Below are 14,875 nucleotides of genomic sequence, written 5' to 3' on the forward strand. Positions count from 1 at the left end.
CCCCCCAGCGTGCCACACCGGGGTGGTCATCCCCCTGATCCAGACGATGGGTGAGAACACTGGCCCCGGCGGTCATTTCCCCGGCGGACCATGAAACAATCGGGCTGTGATCGCCGCCAAGAAGACTGCCGCTGCGCCGAAGGAGCCTCTCTTCACCAAGGACTTCCTGCTGGCGATCGTGATCAACCTCTTCCTGGCCATCGTGTTCTTCGTGCTGGTCACCGGCCTCGCGGTCTACGCCGCCGAGGAGTTCTCCGCCGGAGAGACCGCCGCCGGGTTCGCCGCCTCCGCCTTCGTGGTGGGCGCGCTGGCGGCCCGGATCTTCGCCGGAAAGTATGTGAACTTCCTGGGCCGGCGCCGCACCGTGCTGGCCTGTCTGGTCGTCTACGTGCTCGCCGGCCTGGCCTACCTCGTGGTGGACAGCTATGAGATGCTCATCGCGCTGCGCGCGGTCCACGGGATCTCCTTCGGCTTCGGGCAGACCGCGCTCAACGCCGGGGTCTTCGCGATGATCCCGCGCACCCGACGCGGGGAGGGCGCCGGCTACTACCTGCTGGCGAACTCGCTGCCCCCGGCCATCGGCCCGCTGGCCGCGATCCAGCTGACCCAGCGCTACGACTTCTGGGCGATGTTCGTCGCGGTCACCATCGTCTCGGTGGTCGCCCTGGTCTTCTCGCTGTTCCTGCGGCTGCCCGAGGACAAGCCCTGGCGCACCAGCCTGGTCGAGAAGCTGACCCTGCGCCCGCGGGACATCATCGAGCCCCGAGCCTTCAAGATCTCCCTGGTGGCGATGCTGCTGGGCATCGGCTTCGCCTCGGTGATGACCTTCCTCAACGGCTACGCACGCAGCCTCGACATGGTCGACGCGGCCTCGATCTTCTTCGTCATCTACGCCGGCGCAGTGCTGGTCTCGAGGCTCTTCATGGGCAAGGTCCAGGACCGCTACGGGGACAACTGGGCGGTCTATCCGGCGGTGATCTGCTACATCATCGCCATGGGCCTGCTCGCCTGGACGCCGAACCAGGGGGTGCTGCTCACCGCCGGGGTGCTGGCCGGGTTCGGCTTCGGCTCGCTGCTGCCGGTGCTCCAGGCGATCATCGCCTCAGACCTGCCCGCGCACCGCACCAGCATCGGGATCTCGACCTTCTTCATCATGCTCGACGCCGGATTCGGCTTCTCCCCGCTGCTGCTGGGCCCCCTGGTCAGCTATGCGGACTACCGCTTCATGTACGCGATGTGCGCCGGGGTCGTCGTGCTCTCTCTGGTGCTCTACTGGCTGGTCCACGGCCGCCATGACGTGCATCAGGGGGTGGCGCGCCGGATCCCCGGGCACGGCAGAAAGTCCGACGACGACGGCGTGATCCCCAGCCCTCAGGGCACCTGAAGCTGCGCGTTCGGCAGGTCGGTGATCAGCATGTGCCCCGGGGCGTGGCTGATCGCCAGCTCCGGCTTGGACTCCATCACCGCCGCCTGCGGGGTGACGCCGCAGGCCCAGAAGACCGGAGTCCAGCCGGCGGGGATCTCCACCGGGTCCCCGAAGTCCGGGGCGCCGAGATCGGCGATCCCCAGGCCTGCGGGGCTGCCGATGTGCACCGGGGCGCCGTGGACGCCCGGATAGCGTGAGGTGATCCGCACCGCGTCGGCGATCAGGTCTGCGGGCAGCGGGCGCATCGAGACCACCAGGGGTCCGCTGAGTCGGCCCGCCGGTGCGCAGCGGATGGCGGTCTTGTACATCGGCACGTTCACGCCCTGCTCGATGTGCGCTATCGGTATCCCCGCGTCGAGCAGCGGGGTTTCGAAGGTGAAGCTGCACCCGATGAGGAAGGCGACCAGATCCTCGCGCCAGTGCTCGGTGGCGTCATCGGGTTCGGCGATGAGCTCGCCGTCGCGGTAGACCCGGTAGGCGGGAATGTCGGTGCGCAGATCACCCTGGGCCAGCAGCGGACTCACCGCGCCGGCGTCGTCGAACTGGCCCGATTCGAACACGCCGAGGACCGGGCAGGACTTCGGGTTGCGCTGGGCGAAGAGCAGCATGTCGAAGGCCAGCTCTCGCGGCAGCGCCAGGAGGTTCACCTGTGCGAAGCCCGGGCTGATCCCGCTGGTGGGCCGCCGCAGCCCGGCGCGGAACTGCGCCCGGGCCGCGGCGGGACTCAGCTGTTCCAGCCCAGGACCCGACTCAGGAACCGTGCCGTCGGCGAAGCGGTGACCCCGGGCGGATCCTCGAGCGAGGCGCTGCCCAGGACGACGGCCGGAATGATCAGCGCGATGACTCATCCTTCGGTCCAGAGGCTGGCCAGACCGCCCAGCGAGCTGTAGCCCATGAAGATGGTCAGCAGCCAGACCACGAAGCCGAGGATGAGCAGCCACTTGGGGTACTTATAGCCCTGCAGCAGGTCCCGGCGGCGCCAGGCGGCGTAGAGGATCACCGCGAAGCCCAGCGGAAGCACGGTGCCGTTGAAGGCGCCGGCCATGATCAGCAGGGTCTGGGGCGCCTGGCCCAGCATCAGGAACACGGCGGTGGTGATCACCAGGAAGCCCAGGAAGTACCAGTTCTTGGTGCGCTCCTTGGTGTTCTTCGTGGTCAGGAAGGACACCGTGGTGTAGGTGCAGCCCAGGATCGAGGTGATCGCGGCGACCCAGAAGACCGCGCCGAAGACCCGCAGCCCGATCTCCCCGAGAGCCACTGAGAAGGCATCGGCGGCAACGTTGTCCTCGGCGAGGACCACACCGGTGGAGACGACCCCGAGGATGGCCAGGAAGAGCAGGAAGCGGATGAGGGTGGCCACCATGATCCCGAGCACCGAGGTCTGCGAGATCGCCTTGACGTTCTCGACCCCGGTGTTGCCCGAGGCGATCAGCCGGTGGGCGCCGGCATAGGTGATGTAGCCGCCGACGGTTCCGCCGATCAGCGTGGTGATCACCAGGAACTCCACCTGGTCCGGCACGAAGGTCTGGCGCAGCGCCTCACCGAGCGGAGGGGCGGTGGTGACGGCCATGAAGATCATCAGCAGGATCAGCACCGCGCCACAGGCGACGACGATCCGATCCAGCGCGACGCCGGCCTTCTTGGAGAGGAAGATCAGCAGCGCGAGGATCACGGAGAGTCCGCCGCCGATGCGGGCGTCCATGCCGGACATCGCGTTGAGGCCCAGGCCGGCACCGGCGATGTTGCCGATGTTGAAGACGATTCCGCCGAAGAAGATCAGCGCAGCGAGCGCCCAGCCCAGGCCGGGCAGGATGCGGTTGCCCAGGGTCTGGGCGTAGAGCCCGGAGACCCCGAGCACCCGCCAGACGTTGAGCTGCACCGCGATGTCCACCAGCACCGAGATCAGAATGGCGAAGCCGAAGGCGGCGCCGAGCTGATAGGTGAAGGTCGCGGTCTGGGTGATGAAGCCCGGACCGACGGCGCTGGTGGCCATCAGGAACATCGCGCCGAGCAGCGCGGTGCGGCGGGTGCGGATCAGCATCGGACCATTCGGTTCCGGACTGTCGGACTCCGTGCGCCCGGCGCTCAGAGGGCCGTCGATGTCTGAGGCACCATTGGTCTGCGGGTCTTCTTCGATCTTGGGATGGCGGGGTGCATCCGCCGAAGACGATCTGGGGGTTGAGGCGTCAGCCACAGGAGCCCTCCGAGGGTGAGTAGGGGGAACGGAGCCGACACCGTGCGCAGTGCACATGTGACGCACGTCTATTCCGTGGATCACCGCTCACAGTACTGTTGTTCAACAATCCAAGCAAGGGATTGTGGAACAATCCGCCCACGTTTTACATGGTTGTCACATGCGTCGTCTCCTCCGCTGGGGATTCTCAGGTCCCCGGCTGACGCTGAATCCGCTCAGACGCATCAGAAACCCATGGCAACGACCCTGCGACGGCAGCCAGATCCTCCTTCAGGGTCGGTTCACCTGGGGTGAGGGGGCCCTCCGGAATGCGAGTAGCGTTGCGTCGGTTGGTGCTTGTGGGCTCAACGGTGCCGTTGCAGCCAGCGCGGCATCACTGGAGATCTTGGGGGTTTGTGCGTGAGCATGGAACGCGCGGCATGGGGCTCGCTGTACAGCATGACCCACGCTAAGAAGGACTACCGGCCGTTCAACCGGGAGACGCTGAGCCGCATCGGCCGGTTCGCCCGTCCCCACCGCACCCGGCTGATCTGGTTCCTGATCCTCTCGGTGGTCACCGCGGCGCTCGCCGTGGCGACCCCGCTGCTGGCCGGACAGGTCATCAACGCGATCACCGGCTCCGCCGCCGTGGAGGTCGTGATCCGGCTGGCAGTGCTGATCGCGATCATCGCCGTGGCCGATGCCGGGTTCAACATCCTCAGCCGCTGGCTCTCCTCACGGATCGGTGAAGGCCTGATCCTGGATCTGCGCACCGCCGTGTTCGATCACGTGCAGAAGATGCCGATCGCCTTCTTCACCCGCACCCGCACCGGCGCACTGGTGAGCCGGCTGAACAACGATGTCATCGGTGCGCAGCGCGCCTTCAGCGGGACCCTCTCCGGCGTCGTCGGGAACCTGGTGATGGTCATCCTGACCATCATCGCGATGCTCTCACTGTCCTGGCAGGTCACGCTGCTGGCCCTGGTGCTGCTGCCGGTGTTCGTGGTGCCGGCCCGTCTGATGGGCAGCCGGCTGGCCGGGCTCCAGCGTGAGGCGGCGAACCACAACGCCACCATGGGCACCCAGATGACCGAACGCTTCTCCGCTCCGGGCGCCACGCTGATCAAGCTCTTCGGCCGTCCCGAGGAGGAGTCCGCAGAGTTCGAGCGGCGCGCCCGCCGCGTGCAGGACATCGGGGTCAAGACCGCGATGCTGCAGTCCACCTTCATCACCGCGCTCACCCTGGTCTCCGCGCTGGCCCTCGCGCTGGTCTACGGCCTGGGCGGCTTCTACGCGATCGTCGGAGAGCTCGAGGCCGGCGCCGTGGTCTCCCTGGCCCTGCTGCTCACCCGCCTCTACGCGCCGCTGACCGCCCTGGCCAGCGCCCGGGTGGAAGTGATGAGCGCACTGGTCAGCTTCGAGCGGGTCTTCGAGGTCCTGGACCTCAAACCGCTGATCACCGAGAAGCCAGACGCCGAGCCGCTGCCCGATGGCCCAGCCGCCGTCGAGTTCGACGACGTCAGCTTCTCCTACCCCTCTGCGGAGAAGGTCTCACTCGCCTCCCTGGAAGAGGTCGCCACGCTGGACCAGCGCGGCGGCGAAGAGGTGCTCCATGGGATCAGCCTGCGCGTGGAGCCCGGGCAGACCGTGGCCATCGTGGGCTCCTCAGGGGCCGGCAAGTCCACCATCGCCGCACTGCTCGCGCGGCTCTACGACGTGGACTCCGGCTCGGTGCGGATGGCCGGGGTGGACCTGCGCGACACCACGTTCGCCTCGCTGCGTGCCACCCTGGGCGTGGTCACCCAGGACGGGCACCTGTTCCACGACACCATCCGGGCCAACCTCACCCTGCCGGCCCCGGACGCCACCGATGAGCAGATCTGGGACGCCATCCGCCGGGCCCGACTGGAATCGGTGGTCCACTCCATGCCCGACGGGCTCGACACCGTGGTCGGGGAACGCGGCTACCGGCTCTCCGGCGGCGAGCGCCAGCGCATGACTCTGGCCCGGCTGCTGCTGGCCCAGCCCCAGGTGGTCATCCTCGACGAGGCCACCGCCGCGCTGGACTCCACCTCCGAGGCCGCCGTGCAGGCCGCGCTGACCGAGGCGCTCGTCGGCCGCACCGCGCTGGTGATCGCGCACCGGCTCTCCACCGTGCGCGCCGCCGACGCGATCCTCGTGGTCGAAGCAGGCATGATCGTGGAGCGCGGCACGCACACCGAGCTGCTCGCGGCCGACGGGCGCTATGCCGAGCTCTACCGGACCCAGTTCGCGACCGAGGACTCCTGAAGCCGCTCCCCCACCCTGCGTAGGATGGACAGGCAATCGAGGAGAGGCACCCGCATGATCGCACGGTTCGAAGAGCTTGACTGGCAGCAGACGCCGATGGGTGAGCTGATGCTGCGTCGGCGCACCGAGCCCGGCACGGGCACGCAGATCTATGAGGTGAAGCTCGGCGAGGAGTTCCTCATGTCGAGCCTCTTCACCGTGGCGGAGGAGCAGATGTCGATTCTGGGCCTCGCCGCCGCGACGGGTGACAAGCTCGACGTCGTCGTGGGCGGCCTCGGCCTGGGCTACACCGCGGTCACTGCGCTCGCTGATGAGCGGGTCCACCGGCTGGAGGTCATCGACGCGCTCCCGGCCGTCATCGACTGGCATCAGCGCAAGCTGCTGCCAGTCTCGAGCCGGCTGGTCGAGGACGCGCGCACCACCCTGCGCCAGGATGACTTCTTCGCCGTGATGCGGACGCCTCCGGCGCCGGACGCGCAGCGTCACGACGTGATCCTGCTCGACGTCGACCACTCCCCGCGGCACACGCTGGATCCGAGCCACGCGGACCTCTACACCACCGAGGGGCTCACCGCGCTGGCGGCGCACCTCGCTGATCACGGGGTATTCACGCTGTGGTCCGATGATCCGCCGGATGAGGAGTTCATGGTCACGCTCTCGACGGTCTTCGATGACTGCCAGGCCCACGTCGTGGAGTTCGCCAATCACCTCACCGGGAGGACCTCCTCCAACACCGTCTATGTCGGGATCAAGCGCGAACCCGTCGACTGAGCATTGCGTAATACGACGTAATGTGTGATCAGCGGCACGCGAGGTCTTCCAATAGCGGCTTCTCCGGGTGAAGATGACGGTGAGCGAGAGCTCACCCACCACCTGCGCCGCAGCGATGCGGCGCCGATACTGTTCAGGAGACGCAGCCATGACTGAGAGCACCCGAACCGAGAGCGTGAACCCGCAGGGAAACGAGCCGCACCAGATCGGCGACTGGGCCGATCTGGGCCAAGAGATGTGGTCCTATCTCACCGGCCGGGGCGCCGCGGTGAACTACACGCTCCAAGACATGACGGTGGAGGTCCCCCGTGACATCGGACCGGATGCGCCACGAGCGGTCTGGAAGTTCAACGGGACTCTGCGGGTGACCACGAGTGACGAAGCGAGCTCCCGATGATCGACTGCAACTGAGGCAGGAGGCATCATGCGCCTAGACATCGACCTCGCCTTCAGCGTCGCCCAGGTCGGGGCAGACGGCACCCCGACTGAACCGATCAACGCCACCATCACCGCGGCAGGCCGCCACATCGAGGTCCGCACCGAGGACTCCTCGCTGCTCGACGGGATGCCGCGCTCGATCACCCGAGCCGCCGACGTGTTCGCGAGCCAGCTCGCGGCCCGCGATCTGACGCTCTCCGTGATCGGTCCCGCAGGAGAGATCGTCTCTCTGGGAGCGGTGAAGACCACGGTGCTGAGCCGGGCGCTCACCCGTTCGAAACACATTCGGCTGGGTTCGCTGAAGTCGCTGCCGCGCTTTGCCGGCACCGGCTCAGGCGACGCGCAGAGCTCATCGTCGCTGATCCCTCCGGAGACGCCGTGGCCCCCGGCCCCGACGTTCAACCGAAGGATCCGACGTCGGGTCACCACCACCCACGCTCCCCGCGGGGCCGGACGTCCGCGGCTGATCATGAGCCGCACCGACCAGCCCGGCGCAGGTCCGCTGGAGTTCAACCTGGTGGCTGATCGCACACTGATCGGCAGCGACGAAGCCTCGGACCTGTTGCTCAAGGGCCTGGAGCCGGTCCACGCCGAGATCCTCCATGACGAGTTCGATGAGTACGTGATCGTCCGCCATGGGTCCATGGGCGGCAGTCGCAGCGCCGAGCCCGGCGCGCCGGTCACGCTGCGCACCGGGTCGCGGATCGACCTGGGCATGTGGCGGCTGGTGTTCCTGCGCGAGGAGTACGCCGATCACGGCCGGCCCTTCGGGGGACGCCAGGGCGGGGAGTTCGCGTATCAGAAGCCGCAGTACGATCCCTATCGGCAGCGAAGCTGAGCTGGGAGCTGGAGCCGGGGAGACCGTTGAAGGATCTGGGGGCTGGACTCGGTCGAGCATGGCCCCCGGATACCTTCCTCCGATCAGCTGCCCAGGTGGTCCAGCAGCTCAGCCTCGGCCGAGTCGAGGTATTCCAGCAGATGAGCCTCCGCGGCCCGCCGGTCCCCCTGGCTGAGCAGCCGGGCCAGCTCGCGGTTCCTCTCGATATAGGCGTGATGAAAGCTGGGCTGTTCGGACTTGGCGTGGAAGGCCAGACGCATCCGCGCCAGCACCTGTTCCATGAGCGCATCGAGCATCGCGCTGCGAACCTGGGCGGCGATGGTCCGATGGAAGACCTGATTGGCCTGGGCCATCGCGGGAATGTCTCCGCGCTCGCGCGCCACCTCCGCGGCTGAGACGATTCGGTGCAGCTGCTCCAGCTCCGCCGCGGGGAACTCTGCGGTGCGCACCGCGCCGACCTCCAGCACCCGACGGACCCGGTAGACCTCGGCGATGTCGGCGGCCGTGGGCTGGTGCACGAAGACCCCACGGTTGGGGTGACGTTCCACGAGACCCTCAGCTGCCAGGATCTGGAAGCCGCTGCGCAGCGTGTGCCGCGAGATGTCCAGCTGACGGGTCAGCTGTACCTCCGGAAGCTTGGTGCCTGGACGAATCGCACCGGCCGAGATCGCCCCGCGCAGCAGCTCCGCCACCCGTTCCGGGACCTGAGCATGCTCGCTGAGTCCCTCGGCGGACAAGGAGCTCCACATCACGTCGGTCATGACAACAATCTAGCGGACACGGGAAACCCGCACCTCAACCTCGCTTCACGCGGGTCACTCGATGACACCCAGCACCTGGCCGGCCCGCAGCGCCGCGCCGGGGGCGAGCTCCTCCCGATGGAAGACCCCGCTGCGCGGTGCTGCCACGGTGGACTCCATCTTCATCGCCTCCACCACGGCGAGGGGATCCCCTGCGGAGACCTCAGCACCGTCCACGGCGGAGAAGCTGACCAGGCTGCCGGCCAGCTTCGTCACCACTGCGCCGGGCGCGGCCTCGGCGGGGGTGGTGGGAGCGTCGTCGTCGGTGGTCGTCCCGGCGCCTGTTCCGGTGCCGCTGCCGAGCAGGGTGAGCAGGGCGGCAGGGAGCCCCAGGCTCACCGCCCGGCCGTCGATCTCCACAGTGGTGCGGCGCATGCGGTGTTCGCGGTGGCGCAGCGCTGCAGCAAGGTGCTCGGAGTCGACCATGGACTCGCCGTAGGCGGCTTCGAACTCGGTCTCGATCCAGCGGGTGTGGACCCGGAAGCTGGCCTGGCCGTCGGCGGCGAGGAAGTCCTCCGCCTCGAGCACCTGGCGGTGGAAGGGCAGCACGGTGGGCAGGCCTTCGATGCGCATCTCGTCGAGCGCCATGCGCGCACGGCGCAGCGTGGTGGTGCGATCCGGGCCGGTGACCACGAGCTTGGCAAGCATCGAATCGAAGGCGCCGGAGATCTCGTCACCGCTGCGCACCCCGGTGTCCACCCGGATGCCGGGTCCGGTGGGTGGGGCGAAGAGCGTCACCGGGCCGGGGGTGGGAAGGAATCCCTGGGCCGGTTCCTCGGCGTTGAGCCGGAACTCCACCGAGTGGCCGCGCGGCTGCGGGTCTTCGGTGAATCGCAGCGGTTCTCCCTCGGCGATGCGCAGCTGTTCGGCCACCAGATCCACCCCGGAGGTCTCCTCGGTGACCGGGTGCTCCACCTGCAGCCGGGTGTTGACCTCCAGGAAGCTCAGCAGACCGGGCTGGTCCCCTTCGCCCGGGCTGAGCAAATACTCCACCGTGCCGGCCCCGACGTACCCGGCCTCGGCGCAGATCGCTCGGGCGGAGCGGTGGATGTCAGCACGCTGGTCGGCGCTGAGGAACGGCGCCGGCGCTTCCTCCACCAGCTTCTGGTTGCGCCGCTGCAGCGAGCAGTCCCGGGTGCCGACGACGACGACGTTGCCCTGCGTGTCCGCGAGGACCTGGGCCTCTACGTGCCGGGGCCGGTCCAGGAACCTCTCCACGAAGCATTCTCCGCGGCCGAAGGCGGATTCGGCCTCGCGCACCGCAGAGGCGAAGGCCTCATCGATCTCGGACGCCTCACGAACGATGCGCATGCCGCGCCCGCCGCCGCCGTGGGCGGCCTTGATGGCCACCGGCAACCCGTGCGCGGCGACGAACTCGCGGATCTCATCCCCACCGGCGACCGGTCCATCGGTGCCCGGCACCAGCGGGGCGCCGACCTTGACCGCGAGCGCCCGGGCGGTGACCTTGTTCCCGAGCGATTCGATGGTCTCGGGCTTCGGACCGATCCAGGTCAGTCCGGCCGCGATCACGGCGCGGGCGAAGTCGGCGTTCTCGGAGAGGAACCCGTAGCCGGGGTGGATCGCGTCGGCATCGACCTCGCGGGCGGCGTCGAGCAGCTTCTGCTGATCCAGGTAGGTCTGCGCCGGGGTGGTGCCGTGCAGCGCCACGGCCTCGTCGGCCAGCTGGACGTGGAGCGAATCGGCGTCCTGGTCGGCGTAGACCGCTGCGGCGGTGTAGCCGGATTCGCGGGCGCTGCGGATGATGCGGACGGCGATCTCGCCGCGGTTGGCGATGAGGATGCGCTTCATGGTGAGGTCTTCTCTCAGGCGTCTGGGGTCGTGGGGCTCTGCGACGGCGGGGCCGCCGGGGCATGGGTCCGCGGCAGCGGGGTCAGCGTGTCAGGGTCCACCGGGACCAGGGTGATCTGGTCTCCGGGGGCGAGCTGCGCCGCAAGCGGCAGGTCCTCGTCGATGACGACCCCGATCACCGGGTATCCCCCGGTGACCGGATGGTCGTTGAGGAAGAGCACCGGAGTGCCCGCGGGCGGCATCTGCAGCGAGCCGCGGACGACTCCCTCACTGGGAAGCTCGCCCTCCTTGAGCCGGCGCAGCGGACGCGGGGCCTCCGCGTCGGTGGTCTTCGCGTCGGTGGTCTTCGCGTCGGCGCCCCGGGCGGCGTCGCTGGTTCTGGCGACCTCGGTGCGCGCGGGGACCTCGAGCCGGATCCCGATCCGGTTCGAGGACTGGGACACGATCCAGTGCTGGTCGGCCAGCCGAGCGGCCTCCTCGGCGCTGAACCAGTCCGCGCGGGGTCCATAGGTGAAGCGCAGCGCGGTCGGCGTCTCAGCCGTCGGCGTCTCAGCGGATGACGGATCAAGCTGGGGCGCGGAGACGGCGCCGGTGGCGGCCCCGGCGGCGCGGAGCCGGTCTCCGGCCGCGAGCGGACCGGGGCCGAGCCCTGACATGGTGTCGGCGGAGACGCTGCCGAGCACCGGCGTGGCGGCGATGCCTCCACGGAGGCCGACCACGCTGCGCAGTCCACGCTCGGGGGCCCCGAGAGTCAGGGTCTCCCCCGCGGCGAGGGCGAAGGGAGCGCGAAGCGCTGCGCGCCTGCTGGATCCGTCCGGGCCGGTGACGGTCAGCGGCACCTGCGCGCCGGCGACGGCGAGCACCACCGTGGATTCGGCCTGAAGCGTGAGTCCCCCGTGCAGCGCCTCGAGCACCGCGGCCTGCGCACCATTGCCGAGAAGTCGGTTCACCTGGCGGGCGGCGGCCTCATCGGCGACCCCTGCGCGGGAGACTCCGAGGTCACTGAGTCCGCTGCGGCCGAGATCCTGGATCAGGGTCTGCAGACCCGCGTCGAGCACGGTGAGCGCGGCCTCGTCCTCGGGCTCGGAGCCGCGCGAGCTCCACGACCCAGTTTCGGGCTGGGGTGCTTCCTCGGGCTGACGTGCGGACGTGGTCGTCACCGACCGGGCACGCACCGGCTTGTAGCGCACGGAGTCCCCCGGGCTGACCAGCGCCGGGGACTCGCCGTGGGCTTCGCGGGAGAGGTCCCACAGGGTGGCCGGGGTATGTCCGATGAGCTGCCATCCGCCCGGGGAGACCCGCGGGTACACGGCGGAGAACTCACCGGCCAGGGCCACGGCGCCAGCAGGCACGGCGGTGCGCGGGCTGCTGCGGCGCGGGACGTCCAACGGGCCGGGGCGGCCAGGATCCCCGAGCGCCGCCTCACCCGGAGCCGGGCTGGGCACGCAGTAGGTGAATCCGGGGGCGAAGCCGCCGAAGGCTCCGGTCCAGGACTGTTCGGTGTGCCAGTTGATCAGCGCCTCGACGCTCATCTGTTGGTTCGCGGCGAGACCATCCAGGTCTTCCCCGTCGTAGATGACCTCCAGCTCCACGTGCCGGGAGTCCGCGGCAGAGAATTCTCCGAGCTCAAGGCCGGGCAGACGCGTCCGGGCCTGCAGCAGGGCGGGCCGGGCGGTGAAGCGCAGCAGGATGGTGCGGGCCGCGGCCACGGCCTCGACCTGGCCGGGCAGCGGGTCACGGCGCAGCTGCTGATGGCAGGCCAGGACCTGGTCGAGGGTCTCGAACTCCAGCAGCAGCGCGCGGGGACCAGCCTCTCGGATGGTGCTGATCATGCGAAGCTGCGGATCTCGACTCCGGCGCCCTCCAAGGCGGCCCGCACCGCCTTCGCCATCGCCACCGCGCCGGCAGTGTCGCCGTGGGTGCAGATGGATTCGGCCTGGGTCTCGATGCGCGTGCCGTCGCGGGCGATCAGCACGGACTCCTCGGCCAGGCGCAGCATGTTCTCGACCACCTGCTCGGTGTCGTGGAGCACCGCGTCAGGCTCCCGCCGGGAGACCAGCGTGCCGTCGGGGTTGTAGCTGCGATCGGCGAAGGCCTCGGAGACTCCGCGCAGACCGGCTTCGGCGGCATAGTCCAGGGCGATTGATCCCGGCAGCAGCAGCACCGGAAGGTCGCGTCCGGTGCTCTCGCGATAGGCGGCGATGGTGTCGATGACGGCATGGGCGTGCCCGGTGTGGGAGATCATCGCGTGGTAGAGGGCGCCATGCGGCTTCACGTAGCGGATATGGGACCCCAGCCCCAGGGCGATCCCTTCCAGGGCGCCGAGCTGGTAGAGCACATCGGCGGCGAGCTCGTCGGGGGAACATTCCAGGTGCCGACGGCCGAAGCCGGCGAGGTCGCGGTAGCCGATATGGGCGCCGATGACGACGCCGTTCGTCACAGCCTCGGTGGCGGTGGCGCGGATGGTCAGCGGGTCCCCGGCGTGGAAGCCGCAGGCGATGTTCGCGCTGGAGACGGTGCGCAGGATGGCGGCGTCGTCTCCGCTGGTCCAGTTGCCGAAGGCCTCTCCGACATCGCTGTTCAGGTCGATCTGTGCCACGTGATCCTCCTCGAGCCGATGTTGCCCACGTCTCAGTGTGAGCTGAGTCAAGGATGCCTGACTCCGCAGGATTGTTCAACAATCCGAGCGAAGTTGGTGCTGAATCCTGGTGCCAGCCCGGTTTCTCAGTCCTGCCGGCATTCAGCCCTGGTGGTGTTCAGTCCTGACGCGAGTGGCGTTCCAGGAACTCGTAGACCTCGGTGGTGTCCACCCCGGGGAAGGCCCCCTGGGGCATGGCCGCGAGCAGGTGGCTGTTGGCGCGGGCGGCAGGCCAGGCCTGTCCCTCCCAGCGGGCGGCGAGCTCCGCCGGGGGCTGCCGGCAGCAGGTCGGATCGTCAGGACAGCGCGAGGATGAGCGCGAGGTGGTGTCGGAGCCGCGGAACCATTTCACGTGCTCGAAGGGCACTCCGATGGAGAGCGAGTACAGCCCCGAGGAGTGCGCCTCGGTCCGCGCGGTGCACCAGAACGTTCCGACCGTGGTGTCGGTGTACTGGTGGAATGATCGGAACTTGTCATCGACCTCGAAGACCTGGCGCGAGGTCCACTGCCGGCAGATCGTCTGACCCTCGATGGCTCCGGAGTGATCCGCCGGGAAGTTGACCCCGTCGTTCTCATAGGCCTTGTGCAGGATCCCGGACTCGTGGACCTTCTGGAAGTGACACGTGATCCCCAGGTGTTCGGTGGCGAGATTGGTGAACCGGTGGGCGGCAGACTCATAGGAGACGGCGAAGGCGTCCCGCAGGTCCTCGATGGCGATCTCCTTGCGCGACTTGGACTCCTTCAGGAAGCGCACGGTGGTGGCCTGGGGCATCAGCAGGCTCGCCGCGAAATAGTTGGTGTAGACACGCTGGCGCAGGAATTCGGAGTAGTCCTCCGGCTCGGTGTGACCCAGCACCTGGTGGCCCAGCGCCTGGAGCAGCACCGAGCGGGCGTCCCACTGCCGCGCGGTTCCCTGGGTCAGGTAGATGATCCGGTTCTTCTGATCCGTCACCGAGCGGGTGGATTCGGGCAGGTTCTTCACGAAGCGCAGCGAGAACCCGAGGTGCGCGGCGATGTCAGCGGCCACATGGTGGGACAGCGGACCTTCGCGGTGATCCACCGCGTCCAGCAGCTCCTGGGCGGCCGCCTCGATCTCCGGGTAGTAGTTGTTCCTGGCGCGCATCTCCTCACGCAGCTCCGTATTGGCCCGCCGCGCCTCCTCCGGAGTGGCGGCCTGCTCCTCGAGACGACGGCGCAGCTCACCTTGGAGCGCGACCAGCGATTCCAGGACATCCATGGGCAGACGGTTGCTGATCCGCACCGCGGGCAGGTTCAGCGCCGCATAGAGCGGACCCCGCTGCGCCTTCTCCAGCTCGATCTCCAGTGCCGCGCGCTTCGAAGGCGGATCGGCGCCGAAGAGGTCGTCGAAGCTGACCTCCAGCGCCTTGGCCAGCTGCTGCAGCTGGGAGAGCTTGGGCTCGCGGCGGCCGTTCTCCAACAGCGAGAGCTGACTGGGCGCGGTGCCCAGCGCCTCGGCGAGCGCATCAAGGGTCATCCCGGCCTGCTTGCGCAGATGGCGCACGCGTCGGCCAAGCGCGATCAGGTCGAAGCCCTCGTCCTGGGAGGCTGCTGAGGCGCGCTCGAGGGAGCGAAGCTGGGTGCGCTGCGACGATTCCCTCACGTTTGAGGTTTCTCGTACTGTCCGCATATCAAAAAAGCATACCCGCCACCGAAGCCTGCCCGGTGACGCGCA

General features: G+C 68.7%; 12 protein-coding genes. 5 read left to right on the plus strand and 7 right to left on the minus strand.

What is annotated here, in order from left to right; all coding sequences use genetic code 11:
* Nucleotides 1-106: 106 nt before the first annotated feature.
* Entirely contained in the window at nucleotides 107-1,384 is a 1,278-nt protein-coding gene (locus tag LTH96_RS08420) for an MFS transporter (protein ID WP_241465294.1), read from the plus strand.
* Here LTH96_RS08420 and LTH96_RS08425 read toward each other — a convergent pair.
* Together LTH96_RS08425 and LTH96_RS08430 are read right to left on the minus strand one after the other, a co-directional pair.
* Entirely contained in the window at nucleotides 1,372-2,274 is a 903-nt protein-coding gene (locus LTH96_RS08425; protein ID WP_241465295.1) for a putative hydro-lyase, read from the minus strand. The two genes, LTH96_RS08420 and LTH96_RS08425, sit on opposite strands and share 13 nt — an antisense overlap.
* Nucleotides 2,271-3,467 (minus strand): NRAMP family divalent metal transporter, encoded by a 1,197-nt coding sequence (locus tag LTH96_RS08430; protein ID WP_241465296.1) that lies wholly within the window; start codon nucleotides 3,465-3,467, stop codon nucleotides 2,271-2,273. Before LTH96_RS08430 ends, LTH96_RS08425 begins: the two co-directional genes overlap by 4 nt.
* Nucleotides 3,468-4,019: 552 nt before the next feature.
* Here LTH96_RS08430 and LTH96_RS08435 point away from each other — a divergent pair.
* From LTH96_RS08435 to LTH96_RS08450, 4 genes are all read left to right on the plus strand, one after another.
* On the plus strand, nucleotides 4,020-5,888 hold the full coding sequence (locus LTH96_RS08435) for an ABC transporter ATP-binding protein (RefSeq protein ID WP_241465297.1): 1,869 nt from the start codon (nucleotides 4,020-4,022) through the stop codon (nucleotides 5,886-5,888).
* Between the two features lie 54 nt (nucleotides 5,889-5,942).
* Nucleotides 5,943-6,659 carry a spermidine synthase gene (locus LTH96_RS08440; protein ID WP_241465298.1) on the plus strand — a complete coding sequence of 239 codons (717 nt, stop codon included), beginning with the start codon at nucleotides 5,943-5,945 and terminating at the stop codon, nucleotides 6,657-6,659.
* A gap of 148 nt (nucleotides 6,660-6,807) precedes the next feature.
* Nucleotides 6,808-7,056: a hypothetical protein gene (locus LTH96_RS08445; RefSeq protein WP_241465299.1), complete on the plus strand. Its 249-nt coding sequence runs from the start codon at nucleotides 6,808-6,810 to the stop codon at nucleotides 7,054-7,056.
* A 27-nt stretch (nucleotides 7,057-7,083) separates the two neighbouring features.
* A complete protein-coding gene (locus LTH96_RS08450; RefSeq protein WP_241465300.1) occupies nucleotides 7,084-7,935 on the plus strand; it encodes an FHA domain-containing protein in 852 nt (283 codons plus the stop codon).
* Nucleotides 7,936-8,018: 83 nt separating this feature from the next.
* Here LTH96_RS08450 and LTH96_RS08455 read toward each other — a convergent pair whose 3' ends face one another.
* The 5 genes from LTH96_RS08455 to LTH96_RS08475 form a co-directional block, all read right to left on the minus strand.
* Entirely contained in the window at nucleotides 8,019-8,696 is a 678-nt protein-coding gene (locus tag LTH96_RS08455; protein ID WP_241465301.1) for a GntR family transcriptional regulator, read from the minus strand.
* Nucleotides 8,697-8,750: 54 nt separating this feature from the next.
* A complete protein-coding gene (locus LTH96_RS08460; RefSeq protein ID WP_241465302.1) occupies nucleotides 8,751-10,544 on the minus strand; it encodes a biotin carboxylase N-terminal domain-containing protein in 1,794 nt (597 codons plus the stop codon).
* 14 nt (nucleotides 10,545-10,558) lie between these two features.
* The gene (locus LTH96_RS08465; protein WP_241465303.1) at nucleotides 10,559-12,376 is read right to left on the minus strand and encodes a carboxyltransferase domain-containing protein; all 1,818 of its coding nucleotides are present in this window, start codon (nucleotides 12,374-12,376) and stop codon (nucleotides 10,559-10,561) included.
* Entirely contained in the window at nucleotides 12,373-13,143 is a 771-nt protein-coding gene (locus LTH96_RS08470; RefSeq protein ID WP_241465304.1) for a 5-oxoprolinase subunit PxpA, read from the minus strand. The genes LTH96_RS08465 and LTH96_RS08470 overlap by 4 nt, the downstream gene beginning before the upstream one ends.
* Before the next feature lie 157 nt (nucleotides 13,144-13,300).
* Complete coding sequence (locus LTH96_RS08475) at nucleotides 13,301-14,830, minus strand: helix-turn-helix domain-containing protein (RefSeq protein ID WP_370644423.1); 1,530 nt, start codon at nucleotides 14,828-14,830, stop codon at nucleotides 13,301-13,303.
* Between the last annotated feature and the right edge of the window lie 45 nt (nucleotides 14,831-14,875).

Source organism: Nesterenkonia sp. LB17 (assembly GCF_022565915.1).
Classification (GTDB): domain Bacteria; phylum Actinomycetota; class Actinomycetes; order Actinomycetales; family Micrococcaceae; genus Nesterenkonia.